Origin of the sequence: Cellulomonas gelida (assembly GCF_006538725.1) — a bacterium.
GTDB classification, from domain to species: domain Bacteria; phylum Actinomycetota; class Actinomycetes; order Actinomycetales; family Cellulomonadaceae; genus Cellulomonas; species Cellulomonas gelida.
The window spans coordinates 31,990-51,633 of sequence record NZ_BJLQ01000001.1; the positions used below are offsets into that span (position 1 = coordinate 31,990).

Here is a 19,644-nt window from a genome sequence, read left to right on the forward strand (position 1 = left end):
GCTGGCGCGGCGGCTGCGATCTCAGGCACCGAGCACCCAGCGGGCGAGGGTCGTGACGGTCAGCGTCACGAGCACGATCGAGGAGACGCTGAGCGGGAAGCCCGCGCGCAGCATGTCCGGGACGCGCACGTAGCCCGACGAGTACGCGATCGCATTCGGCGGCGTGGCCGCGGGCATCATGAACGTGCACCCCGCGGCGAGCGCGACGGGCGCGGCGAGGAGCAGCGGGCCGTAGCCGAGCGCGACGCCGACGCCGCTCATGATCGGCAGGAGCGTGGCCGCCGTCGCGGTGTTCGACATGAACTCGGTGAGCAGCACGGTCAGCGCGCACACCGCCGCGACCACGAGCACGGTCGGCAGCCCGTCGAGGCCGTGCGCGCGCTCGCCGATCCACACCGACAGGCCCGAGGCGGTGATCTGCGAGGCGAGTGCGAGCCCGCCGCCGAACAGCAGCAGGATGCCCCACGGGAGCTCGCGGGTGTCCGACCAGTCGAGCATGCGCCCGCCGCAGTCCGAGCCCGAGGGCAGCAGGAACAGCAGGATCGCGACGACGACGGCCACGACCTCGTCGGTCACGGGCGTGCCGGGCCAGACGAAGGGCAGCGCGATCCACGAGACGGCAGCGAGCGCGAACACCGCGATGACCCGATGCTGCGGGGGGCCCATGGGTCCGAGCCGCCGTAGCTCGGTGCGCACGACCTCGTCGTCCTCGCACAGGGGCGCCGGGTCGAACCTGAACACGACGCGCGTGAGCACGAGCCAGGCGAGCAGCAGGAACACGATCGACAGCGGCAGCCCGACGGCCATCCACTGCCCGAACCCGATCTCGACGCCGTAGGTCTCCGAGAGGTAGCCGACCAGCAGCGCGTTGGGCGGGCTCGCGATGATCGTGCCGAACGAGCCGATCGTCGCTGCGTACGCGATGCCGAGCATGAGCGCGGACGACAGGCGAGGGTCGACGCCGCCCCGTCCGCGTCCCAGCATCGCGAGCACCGAGATGCCGATCGGCAGCATCATCACCGCGGTGGCGGTGTTGGAGACCCACATGCTCAGCAGCGCGGTCGCGGTCATCATGCCCAGCACGAGCCGGCGCGGCGCGGTGCCGACGAGGCGCACGACCGTGAGCGCGATGCGCAGGTGCACGTCCCAGCGCTGCAGCGCGATCGCGAGGACGAACCCGCCGAGGAACAGGAAGATGACCTTGTTCGCGTAGGGCGCCGCCACGTCGTGCATGGTCGCGACGCCGGAGACGGGCAGGACGACGAGTGGCAGCAGGGCCGTGACGGGCAGCGGCAGCGCCTCGGTCATCCACCACACGCCCATGAGCACGAGCGTCGCCGCGGTCACGGCTCCGGCGTACTGCGGGGCACCGGCGGCCTCGGGCGCCATGTCCGGCACCACCCAGGCCGTGAGTGCGGCGAGCACGGGCCCGAGGACGAGGCCGAGGGTCGACCGGCTCGGACGGCGCAGCCGCTCGGCACGCGGGACGCCGCGCCCGCGCTCCCGATCAGCGGGTCGGTGCGCAGGTGCCGGAATGCTCGCGGTGCTGATGCCAGACTCCCTCGTCGTCGCAGGCGGGTGCGTCTTGCTGCTCGACGCTAGCCTCGCGGACCAGCCCGGCCGTGGGACCTTCGTGCGTCCTACCCGCACCGGGTGGGGCCGGCGACGAGGCGGACGTCGGACGATCGCCGCGTGAGTGCTGTCCGCGGACTTGTCGTCGCCGTCGTCGTCGCCTCCGCCGTGGCGGGCGTCTGGGGCTGCAGCGCGCAGTCGCCGGTCGCCCGGGCCGAGCAGGAGGTCCGGGCGAAGGAGCGGGCGCTGGCGGACGCCGAGGCGGCCGCCACGGACACCGCCGACGCGTTCTGCTCGGCCAGCGCCGACTACGTCGCCGCGCTCGACCGGTACGGCGACGTCCTGCACGACACGGTGCCGACGGTCGGGGACGTCACTGACGCGGGTCGGGACCTGGCCGAGCCCTCCGCCGCGGCGGTCGACGCCGGGAGGGCGGCGGTCGATGCGCGCGAGGCTGTCGGTGTGGCCCAGGCGGAGCTGGCCGACGCGTGGGACGCGCTCGCGAGTGCGCTGGCGACGGCCTCCAGCACGCCGCCACCGACTCCGAGCGCGCCTGCGACCACCGCACCGACGGCAGTCCCGCAGGCGACGGTCGCCCGCGTGGAGCAGGCAGAGGACGAGTTCGCGCAGATGCAGGCGGGGATCACGGACGAGACACCCATGACTGACGCGGCGGAGCAGTTCAACGCGGCGGCGGTGGCTCTCGAGACCGCCTGGCTCGAGCTCCTGGTGCAGTCGGGGTGCCTCCCCGAGGACGTCCAGGCCGACGCGCTCGCTGCGGCCGGCGCCTACACGACGGCGCTGCAGGAGGCGCTCGCGACCACCGGGTACTACACGCAGGACGTGGACGGGGTCTACGGGCCCGCGACCGTCGCGGCCGTCGAGTCGCTCCAGGCGGCGAACGGTCTCCCACAGACCGGCACGGTGGACAAGGCGACGGCCGCTGCGCTCCAGGCGACGGTCGACTCGCTCGGGAGCGCCGACGCCGAGCAGACGATGGTCAGCACGGCCGCCCTCCAGCAGACGCTCATGCTCGCGGGGTACTGGGACGGGCCGGTGGACGGTCAGTGGTCCGATGCCCTGACAGCCGCGCTCGGCAGCGCCCAGGAGGACCTGGGCGTGCCGGTGACGGGAGTCGTCGACGCGGCGACGGTCTCCGCGTTCCAGGACCGGATCGTGCGCGCTCAGGAGCAGGCGCCGACTGCGGCGCCGACGGTCGGTGTGCCGGGCGACGAACCGACGGGCTGAGCTCGCCCGTCGGGCCGACGATCGTCGTGAGTCGGACGTCCGTGGCACGCTGCGTGGCATGACCCGCTACGCGATCGACGCGGCCGTGGCGATCACGGTCGTCCGCGACGCGCTGACCGTCGCACCCGAGCACCAGCTCGTCGGACCGAACCTCCTGCGTTCGGACGCCCTGGCGCTGCTCTACGACGAGGTCCGGCGGGGCGTCCTGACCGAACCGGAGGGGCGACGGCTGCTGGAAGGGATCGCGAGCCTGCGCATCCGGCTCCTCGGTGACCGGGTGTCGCGTGCGACCGCGTGGCAGATCGCGGCGCGGCTCGGGTGGGCGCAGACGTACCGCGCCGAGTACCTCGCGGTCGCCCGACTGCAGGCCGACGCGCTCGTGACCACCGACCCCGAGCTCGTACGAGCCGCCGAGTCGGTCGTCCCGGTGGTCGGGCTCGACGCGCTCGTCGCCTCGCCCTGACCGGCCGAGCGGACCAGACGACGCGGCGGCTCAGCGGTCCCTGCGTCGCGTGGTGGACGGCGGCTGCGCGTGCTCGACGCACGTCGTCGCGGTCGGACGTGCCAGCAGCCGGGCGGGGTCGATGGGCTCTCCGCCGACGGCGCAGGTGCCGTACGTGCCCGCGGCGAGACGGTCGAGCGCCGCGTCGACCTCCGCGAGCCGGAGGCGCGCATCCGTGGCGAGTGCGTCGACCTGGGCGCGTTCGAACGCGATGGTCTGGCCCTCAGGGTCGTGCTCGTCGTCGATGTTGGTGCCCCAGGACGCCGCGACGAGGTCGGACTTGGCCGCGCCGAGCCCGGCCGCTCGCTCGACGGCTTCGGCGCGGAGCGCGAGCAACCGGGCCCGCACGTCCTCGACACCCTGGTCCATGCCCGCCACCTTCGCACGGGCATGTGCCCGGCGCAGGCATCGCTCTGACGCCCGCCGCCGACGAACGCGCCCGGGACGATCGAGGCAGCGGACGGGCTCAGCGCGCGAGGACGTCCTCGGTCGTCGAGCCGGGCAGCGAGACCGTGACCTGCGTGTCCCACGGGTCGTGCGCGGTGATCGAGCGACCGTCGTCGGCGAAGGCGACGCCACGCGAGCGCAGGCGCGCCGCGAGCGCGTCGAGGTCGTCCCGGCCCGGCACCGTCACCGCGACGTCGCCGAGGCCGAGCGTCGACGCCCGTGGCCCCGCACCCCGGCTGTTCCAGACGTTCATCGCGACGTGGTGGTGGTACCCGCCCGCCGAGGCGAAGAGCGCACCCGGGTACTCCTTCATGGTCGCCTCGAAGCCGAGCGCGTCGACGTAGAAGGACTCTGCGCGGGCGATGTCGCCGACCTGCAGGTGCACGTGCCCGACCCGACCGGCGAGCTCCGGCCCGGCGTCGAGCGCTTCCTGCGTCAGGTGACGACGCAGGAAGTCGTTCGGGTCGAGGAACGTCGTGTCCATGATGATCTGGCCGCGCGCGTGCAGCCACAGGCTGCGGTCCCGGTCGGTGTACAGCTCGATCCCGTTGCCCTCGGGGTCCGTGAAGTAGAACGCCTCGCTGACCGAGTGGTCGCTCGAGCCGACGAACCGGCTCAGCGGGTCCTGTGCGGCGCGGTAGACCGTCGCGGCGAGGCTCGCCTGGTCGTCGAAGAGGAATGCGGTGTGGAACAGCCCCGACGCCTGCGGGTCGACACCCGGCAGGTCCGGCGTGTGCACGAGCCGCATCATCGGCGTGGTCCCGCGGCCCAGCACCCGGTGCACCTGGCGCCCGCGGCTGCGCTCCTCGATGGGCTCCATCGCGAGCGCGTCGGAGTAGTAGGTCGACATCCGCTCGAGGTCACCGACGTGCAGCGTGACCGCGTCCATCGACGTGTCGGGGTTGATGACCGAGTCGTCGCTCGTGGCGGCGGGCTGGTCGAGGGGCGTGGTCATGGTGCGGGACTCCTGGTGACGGGGCCGGCCGGGCCGTGGGGCCCGGCCGGACGGGTGGGGAGGGGTCAGCGGGCGACGGCGAAGCCGCCGGTCCACGGCAGCTTCTCGCCCACGGCGAGCGTGAGCTGCAGGAAGCCGATCGCCTCGAGCTCGTGGGCCCGCGCGAGCGAGCCGGCGTCGATGGCCTGCACGCCGCCCGCGACGAGCGCGTCGACCAGGGAGGCCTTGGCCGCGTCGCCGTCACCCGCGACGAGCACGGTCGTCGGCACACCGCCGAGGGTCTTGGCGGCGAGCGTCGCGGCGAAGTTGGTGTTGAAGGCCTTGAGCACGGTGCTCGAGGGCAGCTTGGCCTGGATCTGCGCCGCGGCCGACGAGCCGGCGGGCACGACGAGCGAGTCGAACGTCTCGAAGTTCAGAGGGTTGGTGATGTCGACGACCACCTTGCCCGCGAGCTGGTCGCCGTAGGCGTCCAGGAGGGAGTCGACGGCAGGGTAGGGCACCGCGAGGACGACGACGTCGCCGGTGAGCGGCGTGGTGCCGACCTCGTCGTGGGTGACGTACGTGACGGAGCTGCCGCCGTCGGCGAGGACGCCGCCGATCGACTTGCCCATGTTGCCGGTCCCGATGATGGAGAACGTGGTCACCGTCATGCTCCTTCTCTGCTCGGCCCCGGATCACGGACGCCGGTTGGTTGTATCTACAACTGAGACAGTAGACCACGATGGTTGTAGGTGCAAGTTGTTGGTACGCTGGCTGCATGAGCATCGCCGACCTGCGCCGCGCCGAGCGTTCCGACGTGCACCCCGAGCGCCAGGCGGAGGGGAGCGCCGACCTGCTCCGGCACGAGCGGGTCGCCGTCGCGCGTCTGCACGCGCTCCTCGAGCTCCTGCCCACCGCGCTCGACAAGCAGCTCGGACCGGTCGGCCTGACGTCCTTCGAGTTCAGCCTGCTCGAGGCGCTGCACGAGGCGGAGGCGTACCGCATGCGCCTGTCAGCCCTCGCCGGCCGGACGAACGCGACGCTGCCGCGGTTGTCCCGCGTGGTGACCGGGCTCGAGCGCAAGGGCCTCGTCGACCGCGCGCCGTGCGAGCAGGACGCGCGTGCGACGAACGCGGTCCTCACCGCCGCGGGGGAGCACGCCTACCTCGCCGCCCGACCGCTGTACGCCGACGCGGTGCGCACGATGATCCTGGACGGGCTGGACGACGAGGGAGTCGCGAGCCTCGCCGACCTGATGCTCGCGATCCTGCGGCGGCTCGACCCGGACGGGCGGCTCGCCGTGACCGCGTCGTCGGACTGCGCCGCCGACCCTGTCCCCGGTCCCGAGGGCTCCACGTGCGCCGCCGACCCGGCGACCGGCCCGGGGAGCGCCGAGTGCGCCGCGGACCCGGCTCCGGAGCCCGCACGCGCGGAGTGTGCCGCCGACCCCGTGTCCTGACGCATATCCCTACCGCGTGGTAGGGATGCGGCTAGGGTCGAGGGACGCTGCCGCTGGAGGAGGCCCGGGGATGACCGAGGTGTTCGACGTCGAACGAGTCCTGGCCGAGCTCACGCTCGAGGAGAAGGCGTCGCTGACGTCGGGCGCGGACTTCTGGCACCTGAAGGGCGTCGACCGCCTCGCCGTGCCGCAGATCATGGTCACCGACGGCCCCCACGGGGTCCGCAAGCAAGTGGCGTCCTCGGATCACCTCGGCCTCGGCGAGGCAGCGCCCGCCACGTGCTTCCCGACCGCGGCGGCACTCGGCTCGTCCTGGGACGTCGACCTCGTCCGACGCGTCGGCCAGGCGCTCGGCCGCGAGACGCGGGCCCACGAGGTCGCGGTCCTGCTCGGCCCGGGCGTCAACATCAAGCGCACCCCGTTGTGCGGTCGCAACTTCGAGTACGTCTCCGAGGACCCTGTCGTCTCGGGCGAGATCGGCGCGGCCCTCGTCGACGGCATCCAGTCGCAGGGCGTCGGAACGTCGCTCAAGCACTACGCGGCCAACAACCAGGAGACCGACCGCATGCGCGTCTCGGCCGACGTCGACGAGCGCACGCTGCGCGAGATCTACCTTCCGGCGTTCGAGCGCGTGGTCACGCAGTCTCAGCCCTGGACCGTGATGTGCGCCTACAACAAGGTCAACGGCACGTTCGCGTCCGAGCACGACTGGCTCCTCACGCACGTGCTGCGCGACGAGTGGGGCTTCGAGGGCCTCGTCGTCTCGGACTGGGGTGCCGTGCACGACCGCGTCGCGTCGCTCGCCGCAGGGCTCGACCTGCAGATGCCGGCGTCCGGTCCGCGTCCCGACGAGGAGGTCGCGGACGCCGTGCGCGAGGGTCGGCTCGCACCCGACGTGCTCGACCAGGCGGTGCGCCGCGTGCTCCGCCTGGTGGCGCGCTCCCTCCCGGCGCTCGCCGAGCCGGTCGACGTCGACGTCGACGCGCACCACGCGCTCGCCCGCGAGGCCGCCGCTGCGGGCTCGGTGCTGCTCAAGAACGACTCCGTCGACGGCGCCGCGCTGCTGCCGCTCACGGGCGGCGACGTGCTGGTCGTCGGCGAGCTCGCCCGGAGGCCGCGGTACCAAGGTGCGGGGTCGTCGCTCGTGAACCCGACCCGGCTCGACGACGCGCTGACGTCCCTGCGCGACCGCCTGGGGGACGTGGCGTTCCAGCCGGGGTTCACGCTCGAGGACGAGGGCGACGACCCGGCACTGCTCGACGCGGCCGTCACGGCTGCCCGGAGCGCGTCCACGGTCGTCGCCTTCCTCGGTCTGCCCGCGCAGGACGAGTCCGAGGGCTACGACCGGCCCCGGCTCGGGCTCCCGGACAACCAGGTCGCGCTGCTGCACGCGCTCGCCGCGGTCACCCCGCGCGTCGTCGTCGTGCTCGCGAACGGATCGGCCGTCGACATGCCGTGGCGCGACGACGCGGCCGCGATCCTCGAGACGTGGCTCGCGGGCCAGGCCGGCGGTTCGGCGGTGGCGGACCTGCTGACCGGAGCGGCGGAACCCTCCGGTCGGCTCACCGAGACGATCCCGCTGCGCCTCGAGGACACCCCCGCGTTCGGGAGCTTCCCCGGCGAGCACGGACACGTCCGGTACGGCGAGGGGATCCTGGTCGGCTACCGGTGGTACGACACGCGGCTGCTCGAGGTCGCTTACCCGTTCGGGCACGGGCTGGGCTACACCACGTTCGGCTACGACGAGATCGCAGCGGAGGTCTCGGGCGTGGGGCCGGACGTCACGGTCGGTGTGCGGGTGCGTGTCACGAACCTCGGCGACCGCGCCGGCGCGGAGGTCGTCCAGGTCTACGTGCGCGACCCGCAGGCGAGCGTGGTGCGTCCCGTGCGTGAGCTCAAGGCGTTCGCCAAGGTGGCCCTCGAGCCCGGCCGGTCGCGGACGCTCACCTTCGAGCTCGCGGCGCGCGACCTGGCGTACTGGCACGCCGGGCAGCGGCGGTGGGTCGTCGAGGGCGGGTCGTTCGTCGTCGAGGTCGGGGCGTCGTCGCGCGACGTGCGGGGCGCCGTCGAGGTCGAGGTCGAGGGTGAGCCGCTGTGGGGCGAGCTCACCGAGATGTCCACGATCGCCGAGTGGCTCGAGCACCCGGTCGGGTCGGTGCTCCTCGCGCCGCTGCTCGAGCCGCCGCCGGGCGAGCCGGGGTTGGACGAGCTGGATGCGACGACGCTCGCGATGATGCTGCAGATGCCGGCGCGCGCGATCGTCGACTTCGGGTTCGCGCCCGTCGACCTCGAGGGGCTCGCCGCGCTCGTCGCGCGCGCGAACGCCTGAGCGCCGTCCGGAGCGCTCGGGTCAGGCGAGGAACGCCAGGTACTCCGCGCGCACCTCGGCGGCCATGTCCACGCGGTCGGCGGGGGAGTCGGCACCCAGGAGCCACTGCACCTGCAGACCGTCCATGACGGCGACGAGCCGACGCGCCGCCGAGGCCGGGTCGACCCCGGCGCGCAGGGTCCCGGCCGCCCGGTGCTGCTCGAACACAGCCGTCGTGGTCGTGAGCACCTCGGCGTAGCGACGCTCGAAGTACGCGTGCGCGGGGTGGGTCGGCGCCGTCGCCTCGGCCGAGAGCGTCGCGAAGAGCTCCACGATCCCGGGACGTGCCGCGTTGCGCTCGACGACCCGCACGAGCGCCTCGAGGTAGTCGACCCCCTGCGCGAGGTCGACCTGCATCGCGGCGTCGTCGACGTCGTCCCGACGCTGCAGCACCGCCTCCAGCAGGGCGGCCTTGCTCGGGAAGTGGTGCAGGAGACCCGGGTGCGAGATGCCGACGCGTGCCGCGATCTCGCGCAGAGACGCGGTGTGGTACCCGACCTCTCCGAACAGCACGAGCGCGGTCTCCAGGATGTCCTCGCGCGTGGCGCGGCCTCGCGCGTAGCCGCGGCGCGGGTCGGCGGGGCCACCGTCCTGGAGGGTCATGGCCCCAAGGATCGCACCGAGGTGGCGCCCCGCCGACCATGGGCCGCCTCCTGTCGCACGGACGTCGCTCGTCCGGGGGAGCGACTCGAACACGTGTGCGAGTACAGTGAGGGCGTGGACGAGAGCACGCCGGCGGGCCGGCCGGAGACCCTGGGACCGCGCTCGGCGCCGCGCGCACCGCGCCGCGAGGTCGCGAACCGTGAGGCGCCCGCGCGGATCCCCGTGCGGCCGCAGGGGGACATCCCCGTGATCGTCCGTGTGGTCTGGCTCGACGGCACCGAGGAGTGGCGGCCGGCTCGCGCAGTCCGCTGGACGGCGGAGCACGTCATGGTCGCGTGGCGGGACGAGCCCGGCGACCCGCGGTCCGAGCGGCACGAGTGGTTGCGCGCGGGCGACGTGGCGCGGTCTGTGAGCTGGTTCGTCGGCCCGCCTCAGGCTCCCCGGCAGGTCCCACGCGCGGCGACGGCCTGACGCGGTCGGCTCGTCGGTTGGGCGGTCAGTGGACGAGCTTGAGCCCGACGACGCACGCGACGATGCCGAGGACCAGCAGCAGACGCACGGCGCTCACCGGCTCGGCGCCGCTCAGCATCGCCCAGCCGACGGTCAGGGACGCACCCACCCCGACCCACACGGCGTAGGCCGTCCCGACGGGCAGCGTGCGCATCGCATACCCGAGCCCGCCCATGCTGGCCGCGAGCGCGACCACGAACACGAGGGAAGGCACGAGGCGGTGCAGGCCCTCCGAGCGACCGAGTGCGGTCGCCCAGACGGCCTCGAGGACTCCGGACAGGATGAGGACGAGCCAGGCCATCATGTGCTCCATGTGGCCGTCTTGTCGCTGTCCGGGTACGGCACCCTCGTCCGGGAGCCCGGCGTCGGGCTCTGCGATCAGGGTCTCACACGAGCGCGGTGCCGGCGGCGCGTCGGTGCGCTCGTCGCCCCAGTCGGTCGTTGCTCGTCGGTGTAGGGCGGCCGGCCTGTGGTCTTCGTGTGGGCGGGTGTGCGGTCGTGCTCGATCAGGGGCGGAGCGGTGACGGGACGCGCGTCCCGGCGAGTGTCAGTTGTGGACAAACTGGTCATCTGGGGTGCGGGTTGCGGTCTACTTCGTCGTCGTCACACAGACCAGCACACAGGGGGAACTGGTATGCGTCTGCCCATTGCACACCTGTCAGCGGTAGCGTTCGGGGCTGCTGCACGAGTAGGAGGCGACGGGGAGTTCACCGTGTGCTCCGCCCCTGTCATGGACGGGCCGCGGGCGCTCGGGTCAGCGTTCGCAACCAACACCGGGTCGCACGACATCACCATCACAGCGGTTGAGCCGGTAGACGTTGCAGGATTCGACGTCGGGCCCGCGTACGCGATCCTCGAGAACAGCAGCGGCAACTGGTACGCCGTCGGTGGCGCGATCCCACCAGCGGACGACGACGCCACGTCACAGCTCGCGTGGGACCGTCGGGTCGACGTAGAAGACGTCGTCATCGCGCCAGGTGAGACCTGGCAGATCATCCAGAGCATGCGGATCACGTCGCTGGACGACGCGCACGTCAAAGCGCTGAAGATCACGTACACCGAAGACGGGTCCGAACGGGTCGCGCAGAACACCACCCAGGTCGGCGTCGAAGGGCACGGACCGCCGTGCAGGTGAGCCCGCCACCGGACGGCTCGAACGGCCTCTACGTCACTCGGGCCCGCCCCGCGGGCCTGTCCGCGAGCACCGGGCGTGTGCCGTCACGGGACGAGCCAGCGTGAGTGCGGGCTCGTGGCAGCGGGCGACCGGTAGTTCAGGTGGGCGAGGGCTTCGCGCTTGGTGACGCGGGTCGCTATCCAGGACCAGAGCGCGCCGACGCGTTCCGGGGCCTCGGGGTCTCGGTTGGCGACGCGCACGACCCGGACGGAACCGTCGGTCGTCTCGTAGCAGCCGGGGTCGACTCGGCGGAGCGTGCGCGAACGCGATGCGTCACGGATGTCGTCGGCGAGCAGTGGTAGCCCGACGATGTGAATGCTGCGTTGGCCGAGCTGCGCCGCAGGTGCACAACGGGGACAGCCCGCCACCCTCCGCTAACGTCCGAGTATGACCCCGAGCCGCCGAGACCTCACCTGCCTGGAAGCGCTGTACGACGCCTCCGCCGGGGCGAACGCACTCACCGTGCTGGACCAAGCCGGGCTCGCAACAGCGCCTTCTCGTCTGGGCGGACAACACCGGCGGTGGGAACATCCACCAGTTCCTACGCAGCGACGACGCATGGATCGACGGGCACACCCTGACCCTCGAAGAAGCAGCCGGAGCAGCCAAGGTGCTGCACGACGACGAGCTGGTGGAAGCGCGGATCATGGGCGCGTGGGGGCGGGACGTCGTACGGGCGGACATCTGGATGCTCCCTGCAGGGCGGGCTCCGCAGATGCATACCGAACCAACCGCGGAGCAGACAGCGGCATCGACATGCGCGGCACCAGCGTGGTCGACAACTAGCGAGCGGCCCGCGCGAAGGAGCGGAGCGATCATCAGTGGGGTACGCCGGCAGGCAGGGTCGAGCGGCCCTGGACCTCGATGGTCACGGCCGCGGCGTCGCCGAGCAGCCGCCGGGCGTTCTCCGGCAGGCGCACGCATGCCCGCCAGATGCCCTCGGCCACCTCCTCGTCCTTCAGGGGTGCGTCCGTGGCAGGGTCGGGAGTCCAGTCGCGCAGCGGGACCTTGAGCTCCGAGCCCCAGCGGGCCCAGGTGCGAGGTGGGGCGCCCTCGCTCAGCTGGATGTCGACCACGAGCACGTCGGCCCAGTCCTCGGCCTGCTCGAGGTGGTCGAGGAAGGACAGCAGGCCACCCTTGGCGCGCAGCGACAGCAGGCGCAGGCGCAGGACGTGCCGCATCGTCTCCATCGGAGCCGCGTCGTTGTTCGGGTCGGGGGGACGCGTTGCCTTCGACGACAGGTAGGTGCGGACGATGGGCACCGGCCGTACGTCCGTCCCGCCGGCAGGGCGCTCGATCTGGATCGGGCACAGGTGCGCGGTGCTGCGCTCGTGCAGCACCACGGGCAGGCCGCGGATCGACATCTGCGTCTCGAGCTGCCACACGGTCTCGTCGTCCGGGCTGCCCCACGGGTTCAGGCCGGTGAGGTCGGCCGAGACCTGGAGGTCGCCGAAGAGGAACCGGCGTAGGTTCTGGTAGCCCTCCTCGGAGTTGACGATGCCGAACCGGCCCGAGTGGCTGCGGTGCACGTACGAGCACGGCGCACCCTCGAGGAACGCGTTCTCGATCTGCACCAGACCGTCGCTGCGCGGCCCGACCGCGCGCGAGGACAAGCCGAGCGCGGCGGCGTAGTCCGTCGAGTTGGTGCCGACGAGGCAGAAGAACCGTTCGGAGGGGAAGCCACCCGCCGGGAGGCGGGTCGCGGAGAACTCGTCGGTCAGGGCGACGCCGGTGGGCGTGAGGAACTCGCGCATCCGCCGCGGACCGAACATGTCCGCGCCCTGGATCCCGAGCGTGTCGCGCACCTTCTCGAGCAGCCCGAAGCCGACCGCGAACTCGATGCCGCCGTGCGGCGTCGCGTACGTGAACACGCGGTCGACGAACGCCGCTGCGGCGTCGAGCGACCCGCCGACCCGCTCCGCGTCGGGGATGACGCGCTGCAGCATGCTGCGCACGACGAGCCCGCCCATCGAGTGCGCGACGAGGAACACGCGCGGCGCGCCGGTCTGCTCGCGCACGAGCCTGACGAGGTCGAACAGGCTCTGTGCCGCGCGTTCGATGCTGAACGTCGCGGGGTCCTGCGTCAGGTGGGGTGCGAACTCGTCGTAGAAGCGGTGCACCCAGATCGTCGCCGCGGGCACGGTGCCGTGCTGCTGACGCCGCAGGTACGCCTCCTGGTCGCCCTGCACCAGCAGCTGGTACTCGTGGTCGATCATCAGGCGCAGCAGAGGGCTCTCGAACTGGTGGAACAGCGGCCGGTTGTCCCCGTCGACGCGAGCCTGGACGGACCCCTCGTTGAAGCCGTAGAACGGGTCGTCGACCGCCTTGTCGATCCCTGAGGGGCCGCCCGCGTAACCGCGCACGTAGATGACGGGCAGCCGCCCGTCCCCGGGGTAGCTCATCGCCGCCTCCTCGTCGGGACGCCGTTCGGCGTCACCTCGAAGGATGTCGTGCAGACCCACGTGATACCAGGATGAAGCGCAGATCCCGGACGTCCGGTGGGGGTCGCTCAGACCACGTCGTCGCGCACCACGAGCACGGGACAGGCGGCGAGGCGCGCGACACGCCTGCCGACGAGGTGGCGCCGCCCGCGCAGGCGACGGGCGCCGACGACGACGAGCCCGGCGGCCCGCGACGCGTCGACCAGTGCCCGCACGGGGTCGCCGTCGGCGAGGATCGTGCGGACCGTGATCGAGGGATACGTCTCGGCGAGGTCGGCGGCGACGTCCAGGGCGGTCGCCCGCCCGTCGGTGCCGTGGCCGGCGCGGCGGGCGTGCAGCACGTGCAGCGGCGCCGAACGGCGCAGCGCCTCGCGGGCGGCGAGTCCCGCCGCGAACCACGAGCCCGGCGTCTCGTCGACCCCCACGACGACGGCACCGCTTCGGCCGAGGTCGCCGCGGACCAGGGCCACCGGGCAGCGAGCACGCCACGACAGCGCCGTGCTAACCGTGAGCGCCGGCGACTGGTCGGTGCTCGTCCCGGCGACGAGCAGCTGCGCGTCCCGGCTGTACTCCGTGAGCGTCGGCACCGTCGATCCCTGGAGCAGCACGGCGGCCACGTCGAGGTCAGGGTGCGCGCGCGAGACCTCGCGGCACACCACCCGCAGGTCGTCGGCGGCCGACGCGACGTCGGGCGCGACGGCAGGCGCACCCGCCCACGTCCACGGGCCGACGGTGGGTGCCACCACGTGCGCCACGACGAGCCGCGCACGCCGCGTCACGGCTGCGTCGACGCCCCAGCGCAGTGTCGCGGCGCTGCGGTCGCTGCCGTCGAGTGCGACGACCACGGGTCCGTCGGTCCGCATCGCGTCACCTCGTCCTGATCGCCCGTCCTGACACCACCAGCATGACCCGCGCGAGAGGCCGTCGAGCGGCACGAAGGTCCCGCAGGCCGGACGCGGGTCGGGGGCGCCGGGTCAGCTCGTGACCGGGTGCACCGCGCCGCCCGTGACCCGCACGAGCTCCTCGAACGTCGTCGGGAACACCGTGTGCGGCGTCCCGCCCGCGGCCCAGATCTGCGCGTACTGCGCGAGCGACTCGTCGACGACGGTCTCCAGCGGCGCGGGGTGACCGAGCGGAGCGACGCCGCCGATCGCCTGACCCGTGGCGGACCGCACCTGCTCGGGCGTGGCGCGCTCGAGCGACGAGCGTCCGAGCCGCCGCGCGAGCGCCGCGGTGTCGACCCGGTGCCGACCGCTCGTCAGCACCAGCAGGGCGCGCCCGTCCGCCCAGAACACCAGGCTGTTCGCGATCTGCCCGACGAGGCAACCGAGCGCCGCAGCGGCCTCCGCGGCCGTGCGCGCCGAGTCGGGCAGCTCGACGACGTCGCCCACCACCCCGGCGTCCTCGAGCGCCCGGGCGACGACCTGGGACCGGGCGGGCAGCGAAGGTGTCGACGTCACGGCGTCATCCTGCCGCACGTCGTGCGTACGACGTGTCACCCGTCCTCTCGTGGTGTCGGCGGCGCGGCGGACGGCTCCGAGGGGCGCCGGCGAGGCTTGAGCCGCACGTGGGGGAGGTCGGGCGCGGGGATCCGCTCGTCGCCGTGACCTGCGACCACGCCGAACCGCTTGGCCCGCGACGGCGACTCCCAGTCCGCGCGAGCCTCGGCGACCTGCGCGTGGTCGCGGCCGACGAAGTTCCACCACATGACGAGGTCGTGCGCGAACGGCTCGCCGCCGATCACGAGGACGCGCGCACCGTCGTCGGACTCGAGCCTGACGTCCGGGCGGCCGTCACCCAGGAAGAGCAGCGGCCCCGGCCCGCACGGCTCGCCCGCGACCCGCGCCGCGCCGCGCAGGACGAGCACCGCGTGCTCGAACGTGGCGTCGAGCGGCAGGTCGACCGCTGCACCGGCCTCGAGCGCGACGTCGGCGCCGACGAGCGGGGTGTGCACGACCGCAGGCGATCGGACCCCGTCGATCTGCCCGACCATCACCGTCGCCGCGACGCCGGGCGCGGTCCAGACCGGCAGGTCGACCACCTGCTGGAACGCGGGAGCCCCGGTCGCGGGGCCGTCGGGCAGCGCGACCCACAGCTGCACGGCGTGCACCCGGGGGCTCTGGCCGATCGAGAGCTCGGAGTGGGCGACGCCCCGGCCGGCGGTCATGAGGTTGAGCTGACCGGGCCGCACGAGCACGTCCGAGCCGACGCTGTCCCGGTGGTGGATCTCGCCCTCGATCGGCCAGGTGACCGTCTGCAGCCCCGTGTGGGGGTGGGGGAGCACGCGCATCTGCACGTCCTGCGGGCCGAACTCGTCGAGGAAGCACCACGCGCCGACCGTCGGAAGAGCGCGTTGCGGCAGGGTCCGCCGGACGTTCATGTTCCGGATGCCGCCCAGTGGCACGTCGCGCGCCTCGTGGCGCTCCAGGAGCGGGCCGCTCCTGCCGTGGCCGACGCACAGCTCGGGAGTGGGGCGCGTCTCCAGGTTGGTCATGACCCCCACTGTGGCACCCCGCGCGCCTGATCACCCCACCCCCGCACCTCGTGCGGGGACGGTCGACGTGGACCTCACGTCTGCGGGACGTGCGGCGTCTGCACACTGTGAGGATGCAGCGACCGTTCGACGACGTGGTCCGCGAGCACGGCGCGACCGTGCTGCGGGTCTGTCGTGCGGTCGTCGGCCCGCACGACGCGGACGACGCCTGGGCGGAGACGTTCGTGGCAGCGCTGCGTGCGTGGCCCGCACTGGACGAGGGCGCGAACGTCGAGGCGTGGCTGGTGACGATCGCGCACCGCAAGGCGATCGACTCCTGGCGCGCGACGCGTCGCCGGGCGGTCCCCGTCGGCGAGCTGCCGCAGGTCGCGGTCGGGGACGGCGCGCGCGACCTCGACCTCTGGGGTGCGCTCGCGCAGCTCCCGGACCGGCAGCGCCACGCCGTCGCGCTGCACCACCTGGGCGGCCTTCCGTACGCCGATGTGGCCGAGGTGATGGGCGGCACAGCCGTCGCGGCGCGGCGGGCTGCGGCCGACGGAGTCTCCGCGCTGCGGCGATCGTCCGCGCGCTGGGCCGCCGACGAGGGAGGGTTGTCATGACGAGGAACGACAACGGCGCCACCGTGGGCACCGGCACCGGCGTCGGGATCGGGACGGACCCCGCGCTGGCCGAGGCCTTCGCGCCCGTGCCCGACGACACGCTCGGCCGACTGCGGGCCCTGCTCGCCGAGCGGGCGGAGCACGCCGACCTGCTGGACGTCGCGTACCGGACGCTCGACGGCCCGCTCGGCACGCTGCTGCTGGCGGCGACGCCGGTCGGGCTCGTCCGCATCGCGTTCGAGGTCCAGGACCACGAGGCGGTGCTGGCCGACCTCGCCGTCCGCGTGAGCCCGCGCGTGCTGGCCGCGCCACGCCGCCTGGACGAGGTGGCGCGCGAGGTCGACGAGTACCTCACGGGTCGACGCCACCGGTTCGACCTGGCGCTGGACCTCCGCCTCGCGCGCGGGTTCCGGCGTGCGGTCGTGGAGCACCTGACGGACATCGGCTACGGCCGCACGGCGAGCTACGCGCAGGTCGCGGCGGCGGCGGGCAGCCCGCGCGCCGTGCGGGCGGTCGGCACGGCGTGCGCGCTCAACCCCGTGCCGATCGTGCTGCCGTGCCACCGCGTCGTGCGCTCGGACGGCACACCCGGCCAGTACGCGGGCGGTGCTGCGGCGAAGGCGGCGCTCCTGGCGCTCGAGGCCGGCCCGGCCCACGACGGGGCAGACCGGGCCGGACGACCGGCGTAGCGTCGAGGCATGTGCCGGAACATCACCACGTTGCGCGGCCTCGAGCCGCCCGCGAGCGACGCCGAGATCGAGGCCGCCGCCGTCCAGTACGTACGCAAGGTGACCGGGGTGCGCACGTTGTCACCCGCGACGCGTGAGCCGTTCGAGGCCGCCGTGCGGGCCGTGGTCGCCGCGACCGCCGCCGTGCTCGCGGACCTGCCCGAGCGCCGCGTCGTCCCGACGACGGTGCCGCCGCTGCGGCGCCCCGAGGTACAGGCGAGGATCGCGGCCCGCATGGCGGAGCGCGAGGCGCACGAGCGCGCCCACGAGCTCGGTCACGCGCACGCGCACGACGAGCACGGGCGCATGGTCACCGCGGACGACTGATCGCGCGCCCGGGGTCCGGCGGGGTCAGTCCTCGTCGGAGCCGGCGGAGAGCGGCCAGGAGACCAGGCGCGGGATGCCGTCAGGGGCGACCGCCGCGAGCGCCAGAAAGCGTGCCTCGGCACGGTGCAGGCGGATGTGCTCGTCGAGCGACCACGTCGGGCCGTTCGTCAGGCGCATGCCGCACGCGCACGCGATCGTCACGCGCCCGTCGGGGTCGCTGTGCACCACGCCGACGGTGGTGTGGTCGGTGAAGGCCTGTACCTTCGCGCGCCGCATCTGGGCGCTGACCGCCTCGGGCGCGCTGTGCTCGTCAGATGTCACGCTGAATGATCGGCCGAGAACGCCTCGTCGACCAAGCGGTCGAGCTCGAACGACTCGTCCCACGTACCCCCGCCGAGGCTCGGCATCATCTGGCGCAGCGCAGGACGCCACTGCTCGACGCGGTCGGCGAAGCACCGTTCGAGCAGGTCGACCATCGTGGCGACCGCCGTCGACGCGCCCGGGGAGGCGCCGAGCAGGCCCGCGATCGAGCCGTCGGCCGACGTGACGAGCTCGGTGCCGAACTCGAGCACCCCGCCGCCCTTGCCCTTCTTGATGACCTGCACGCGCTGACCCGCGGTGATCAGCTCCCAGTCGCGCTCGCGCGCGGTCGGCACGAACTGCCGCAGGGTGCGCAAGCGCGCGGTGCGCGACGCCGTGACCTCGCTGATGAGGTACCTGAGCAGGTCGAGGTTGCGCACGCCGACGGCAATCATCGGCACGACGTTGCCCGGGCGGATGGACCTGACGAGGTCGAGCCACGAGCCGTGCTTGAGGAACTTCATGCTCCAGCCCGCGTACGGACCGAACATGAGCGCGGTCTCGCCGTCGACCACGCGCATGTCGAGGTGCGGGACCGACATCGGCGGGGCACCGATCTCGGCGCGGCCGTAGACCTTGGCGTGGTGCTCACGCACCACCGCGGGGTTCGTCGTGCGCAGGAACTGTCCGCTGATCGGGAAGCCGCCGTAGCCCTTGGCCTCCGGGATGCCGGACTTCTGCAGCAGGCCGAGCGCGCCGCCGCCCGCGCCGATGAAGACGAACCGTGCGGTGAGCGTGCGGGAGCGCGTGTGGCCGTTCCAGCGGCGGTCGCGGACCGTCACGCGCCACGTGCCGTCCTTGCGGCGACGCAGCCGCGTGACCTCGGACTCGAGGTGCAGCGCGGCGCCGCGACGCACGACGTCATGGATCATCGAGTGCGTGAGGGCGCCGAAGTCGACGTCCGTGCCGGCGGCCGCGCGCGTCGCCGCGATCGGCTCGTCGGTGTCGCGGTCCTCGACGAGCAGCGGCGCCCAGGCGCGGATCTGCTCGGGGTCGGTGCTGAACTCGAGGTCGGAGAACAGCGGGTGCCGGCTCAGCGCCTCGTAGCGGCGGCGCAGGTACTCGACGCCCTCGGCGCCTCGCACGAAGGTCATGTGCGGCGTGGGGGAGACGAACCCGGTGCCCCCGGTCAGTCGGCCCTGGCCCGCGAGGTGGTGCCACAGCTCGCGCGAGAGCTCGAACTGCTCGTTGATCGTCACGGCCTTGGTGATGTCGACCGAGCCGTCGGCCCGCTGCGGCGTGTAGTTGAGCTCGCACAGGGCGGCGTGGCCGGTGCCGGCGTTGTTCCAGGGGTTCGAGCTCTCCTGGGCGAGCCCGTCGCGGCGCTCGTGGATCTCGATGCGCCACGTCGGCTCGAGCGTGCTGAGGAGGCTCGCGAGCGTCGCGCTCATGACGCCGCCGCCGATGAGGAGCACGTCCACGTCGGTTCCGGCCTGAAGGTTCCGGTCCACTGAAGGCACGTCAGAGATCGTAAGTTGACGTCGAGAATCTCCATCACGAGGCACTTGTGACGTTGCCGACACTGTGACTTTGGTCTCTGTCGCCGGGCGTTCGACGCGAGCGGGGGCGCTCGTCGGCCTGGTGCGTTGCCACGGGGGGCGTGCGCGCGGCGAGCCGGGAGGGTAGAACGAGACCCATGACGCGCGACCGAGACCTGGTGTCCGACCCATCGGCGGAACGCATCGCCGAGCGGACGCCCGACGACGCCCTGCTCGCCGCCGCCGACGCCCGCTCCGGCGGGGACGCAGCCCGGGCGCCGCGCTCGCTCACCGCGACCGAGCTGGTGGCCGACGACGAGCCCATCTCGAGCAACGACGAGTGGGACGACCCCGACAGGCTCTGACGCACCCGGCCCCTGACGGTCCCGCGCCCGACGAC

The 19,644-nt window shown here is 73.2% G+C and carries 22 protein-coding genes and 1 riboswitch; of the genes, 10 read left to right on the forward strand and 12 right to left on the reverse strand.

Going from position 1 to position 19,644, the window contains the following annotated elements; all coding sequences use genetic code 11:
• Nucleotides 1-21: 21 nt before the first annotated feature.
• Nucleotides 22-1,425, reverse strand: coding sequence for an SLC13 family permease (locus CGE01nite_RS00160; RefSeq protein WP_197080747.1), 1,404 nt, complete (start codon nt 1,423-1,425; stop codon nt 22-24).
• Between the two features lie 267 nt (nt 1,426-1,692).
• Here CGE01nite_RS00160 and CGE01nite_RS00165 point away from each other — a divergent pair, with 267 nt between their 5' ends.
• On the forward strand, nt 1,693-2,820 hold the full coding sequence (locus CGE01nite_RS00165; protein WP_229747517.1) for a peptidoglycan-binding domain-containing protein: 1,128 nt from the start codon (nt 1,693-1,695) through the stop codon (nt 2,818-2,820).
• Between the two features lie 58 nt (nt 2,821-2,878).
• The gene (locus tag CGE01nite_RS00170) at nt 2,879-3,283 is read left to right on the forward strand and encodes a type II toxin-antitoxin system VapC family toxin (RefSeq protein ID WP_048341837.1); all 405 of its coding nucleotides are present in this window, start codon (nt 2,879-2,881) and stop codon (nt 3,281-3,283) included.
• Nucleotides 3,284-3,313: 30 nt separating this feature from the next.
• Here CGE01nite_RS00170 and CGE01nite_RS00175 read toward each other — a convergent pair whose 3' ends face one another.
• From CGE01nite_RS00175 to CGE01nite_RS00185, 3 genes are all read right to left on the reverse strand, one after another.
• Nucleotides 3,314-3,691, reverse strand: coding sequence for a TraR/DksA family transcriptional regulator (locus CGE01nite_RS00175; RefSeq protein WP_141368277.1), 378 nt, complete (start codon nt 3,689-3,691; stop codon nt 3,314-3,316).
• Nucleotides 3,692-3,788: 97 nt separating this feature from the next.
• Nucleotides 3,789-4,724 (reverse strand): VOC family protein, encoded by a 936-nt coding sequence (locus CGE01nite_RS00180; RefSeq protein WP_141368279.1) that lies wholly within the window; start codon nt 4,722-4,724, stop codon nt 3,789-3,791.
• Nucleotides 4,725-4,789: 65 nt separating this feature from the next.
• On the reverse strand, nt 4,790-5,368 hold the full coding sequence (locus CGE01nite_RS00185) for an NADPH-dependent F420 reductase (RefSeq protein WP_141368281.1): 579 nt from the start codon (nt 5,366-5,368) through the stop codon (nt 4,790-4,792).
• 113 nt (nt 5,369-5,481) lie between these two features.
• Between CGE01nite_RS00185 and CGE01nite_RS00190 the strand changes: the two genes are divergently transcribed.
• The gene (locus CGE01nite_RS00190) at nt 5,482-6,162 is read left to right on the forward strand and encodes a MarR family winged helix-turn-helix transcriptional regulator (protein WP_082156169.1); all 681 of its coding nucleotides are present in this window, start codon (nt 5,482-5,484) and stop codon (nt 6,160-6,162) included.
• Nucleotides 6,163-6,232: 70 nt separating this feature from the next.
• The gene (locus CGE01nite_RS00195; RefSeq protein WP_141368283.1) at nt 6,233-8,491 is read left to right on the forward strand and encodes an aryl-beta-d-glycosidase; all 2,259 of its coding nucleotides are present in this window, start codon (nt 6,233-6,235) and stop codon (nt 8,489-8,491) included.
• A gap of 21 nt (nt 8,492-8,512) precedes the next feature.
• On the opposite strand, the gene CGE01nite_RS00200 is transcribed toward CGE01nite_RS00195, so the two are convergent.
• Nucleotides 8,513-9,133 (reverse strand): TetR/AcrR family transcriptional regulator, encoded by a 621-nt coding sequence (locus CGE01nite_RS00200; protein WP_141368285.1) that lies wholly within the window; start codon nt 9,131-9,133, stop codon nt 8,513-8,515.
• 114 nt (nt 9,134-9,247) lie between these two features.
• Here CGE01nite_RS00200 and CGE01nite_RS00205 point away from each other — a divergent pair, with 114 nt between their 5' ends.
• Nucleotides 9,248-9,604, forward strand: a complete 357-nt coding sequence (locus CGE01nite_RS00205) for a hypothetical protein (RefSeq protein WP_229747518.1) — start codon at nt 9,248-9,250, stop codon at nt 9,602-9,604.
• 25 nt (nt 9,605-9,629) lie between these two features.
• Here the strand turns inward: CGE01nite_RS00205 and CGE01nite_RS00210 are convergent, their stop codons facing one another.
• On the reverse strand, nt 9,630-9,944 hold the full coding sequence (locus tag CGE01nite_RS00210; protein ID WP_048341833.1) for a DMT family transporter: 315 nt from the start codon (nt 9,942-9,944) through the stop codon (nt 9,630-9,632).
• A 9-nt stretch (nt 9,945-9,953) separates the two neighbouring features.
• Nucleotides 9,954-10,019, reverse strand: a riboswitch (guanidine-III (ykkC-III) riboswitch).
• Nucleotides 10,020-10,373: 354 nt separating this feature from the next.
• On the opposite strand from CGE01nite_RS00210, the gene CGE01nite_RS00215 reads away from it, so the two are divergent.
• Nucleotides 10,374-10,778, forward strand: a complete 405-nt coding sequence (locus CGE01nite_RS00215) for a hypothetical protein (RefSeq protein ID WP_141368287.1) — start codon at nt 10,374-10,376, stop codon at nt 10,776-10,778.
• 857 nt (nt 10,779-11,635) lie between these two features.
• On the opposite strand, the gene CGE01nite_RS00220 is transcribed toward CGE01nite_RS00215, so the two are convergent.
• The 4 genes from CGE01nite_RS00220 to CGE01nite_RS00235 all read right to left on the reverse strand — a co-directional run bounded on the left by CGE01nite_RS00220 (nt 11,636) and on the right by CGE01nite_RS00235 (nt 15,752).
• Entirely contained in the window at nt 11,636-13,219 is a 1,584-nt protein-coding gene (locus CGE01nite_RS00220) for an esterase/lipase family protein (RefSeq protein WP_141368289.1), read from the reverse strand.
• A gap of 107 nt (nt 13,220-13,326) precedes the next feature.
• Entirely contained in the window at nt 13,327-14,121 is a 795-nt protein-coding gene (locus CGE01nite_RS00225; RefSeq protein ID WP_053071514.1) for a universal stress protein, read from the reverse strand.
• A 111-nt stretch (nt 14,122-14,232) separates the two neighbouring features.
• Nucleotides 14,233-14,718, reverse strand: a complete 486-nt coding sequence (locus CGE01nite_RS00230) for a YbaK/EbsC family protein (protein ID WP_048341768.1) — start codon at nt 14,716-14,718, stop codon at nt 14,233-14,235.
• A gap of 35 nt (nt 14,719-14,753) precedes the next feature.
• The gene (locus CGE01nite_RS00235) at nt 14,754-15,752 is read right to left on the reverse strand and encodes a pirin family protein (protein WP_141368291.1); all 999 of its coding nucleotides are present in this window, start codon (nt 15,750-15,752) and stop codon (nt 14,754-14,756) included.
• Between the two features lie 113 nt (nt 15,753-15,865).
• Between CGE01nite_RS00235 and CGE01nite_RS00240 the strand changes: the two genes are divergently transcribed.
• The 3 genes from CGE01nite_RS00240 to CGE01nite_RS00250 are packed head-to-tail and all read left to right on the forward strand — an operon-like array spanning nt 15,866 to nt 17,406.
• Nucleotides 15,866-16,351 carry an RNA polymerase sigma factor gene (locus tag CGE01nite_RS00240; RefSeq protein WP_048341767.1) on the forward strand — a complete coding sequence of 162 codons (486 nt, stop codon included), beginning with the start codon at nt 15,866-15,868 and terminating at the stop codon, nt 16,349-16,351.
• On the forward strand, nt 16,348-17,040 hold the full coding sequence (locus tag CGE01nite_RS00245) for a methylated-DNA--[protein]-cysteine S-methyltransferase (RefSeq protein WP_141368293.1): 693 nt from the start codon (nt 16,348-16,350) through the stop codon (nt 17,038-17,040). The genes CGE01nite_RS00240 and CGE01nite_RS00245 overlap by 4 nt, the downstream gene beginning before the upstream one ends.
• Nucleotides 17,041-17,049: 9 nt before the next feature.
• Nucleotides 17,050-17,406: a DUF2277 domain-containing protein gene (locus tag CGE01nite_RS00250; protein WP_141368295.1), complete on the forward strand. Its 357-nt coding sequence runs from the start codon at nt 17,050-17,052 to the stop codon at nt 17,404-17,406.
• A 24-nt stretch (nt 17,407-17,430) separates the two neighbouring features.
• Here CGE01nite_RS00250 and CGE01nite_RS00255 read toward each other — a convergent pair whose 3' ends face one another.
• Nucleotides 17,431-17,727: a hypothetical protein gene (locus CGE01nite_RS00255; RefSeq protein WP_082156167.1), complete on the reverse strand. Its 297-nt coding sequence runs from the start codon at nt 17,725-17,727 to the stop codon at nt 17,431-17,433.
• Nucleotides 17,724-19,226, reverse strand: coding sequence for a malate dehydrogenase (quinone) (mqo, locus tag CGE01nite_RS00260; RefSeq protein WP_255318460.1), 1,503 nt, complete (start codon nt 19,224-19,226; stop codon nt 17,724-17,726). The genes CGE01nite_RS00255 and mqo overlap by 4 nt, the downstream gene beginning before the upstream one ends.
• A gap of 176 nt (nt 19,227-19,402) precedes the next feature.
• Between mqo and CGE01nite_RS00265 the strand changes: the two genes are divergently transcribed.
• On the forward strand, nt 19,403-19,609 hold the full coding sequence (locus CGE01nite_RS00265; RefSeq protein WP_048341765.1) for a hypothetical protein: 207 nt from the start codon (nt 19,403-19,405) through the stop codon (nt 19,607-19,609).
• The last annotated feature ends 35 nt before the right edge of the window (nt 19,610-19,644 follow it).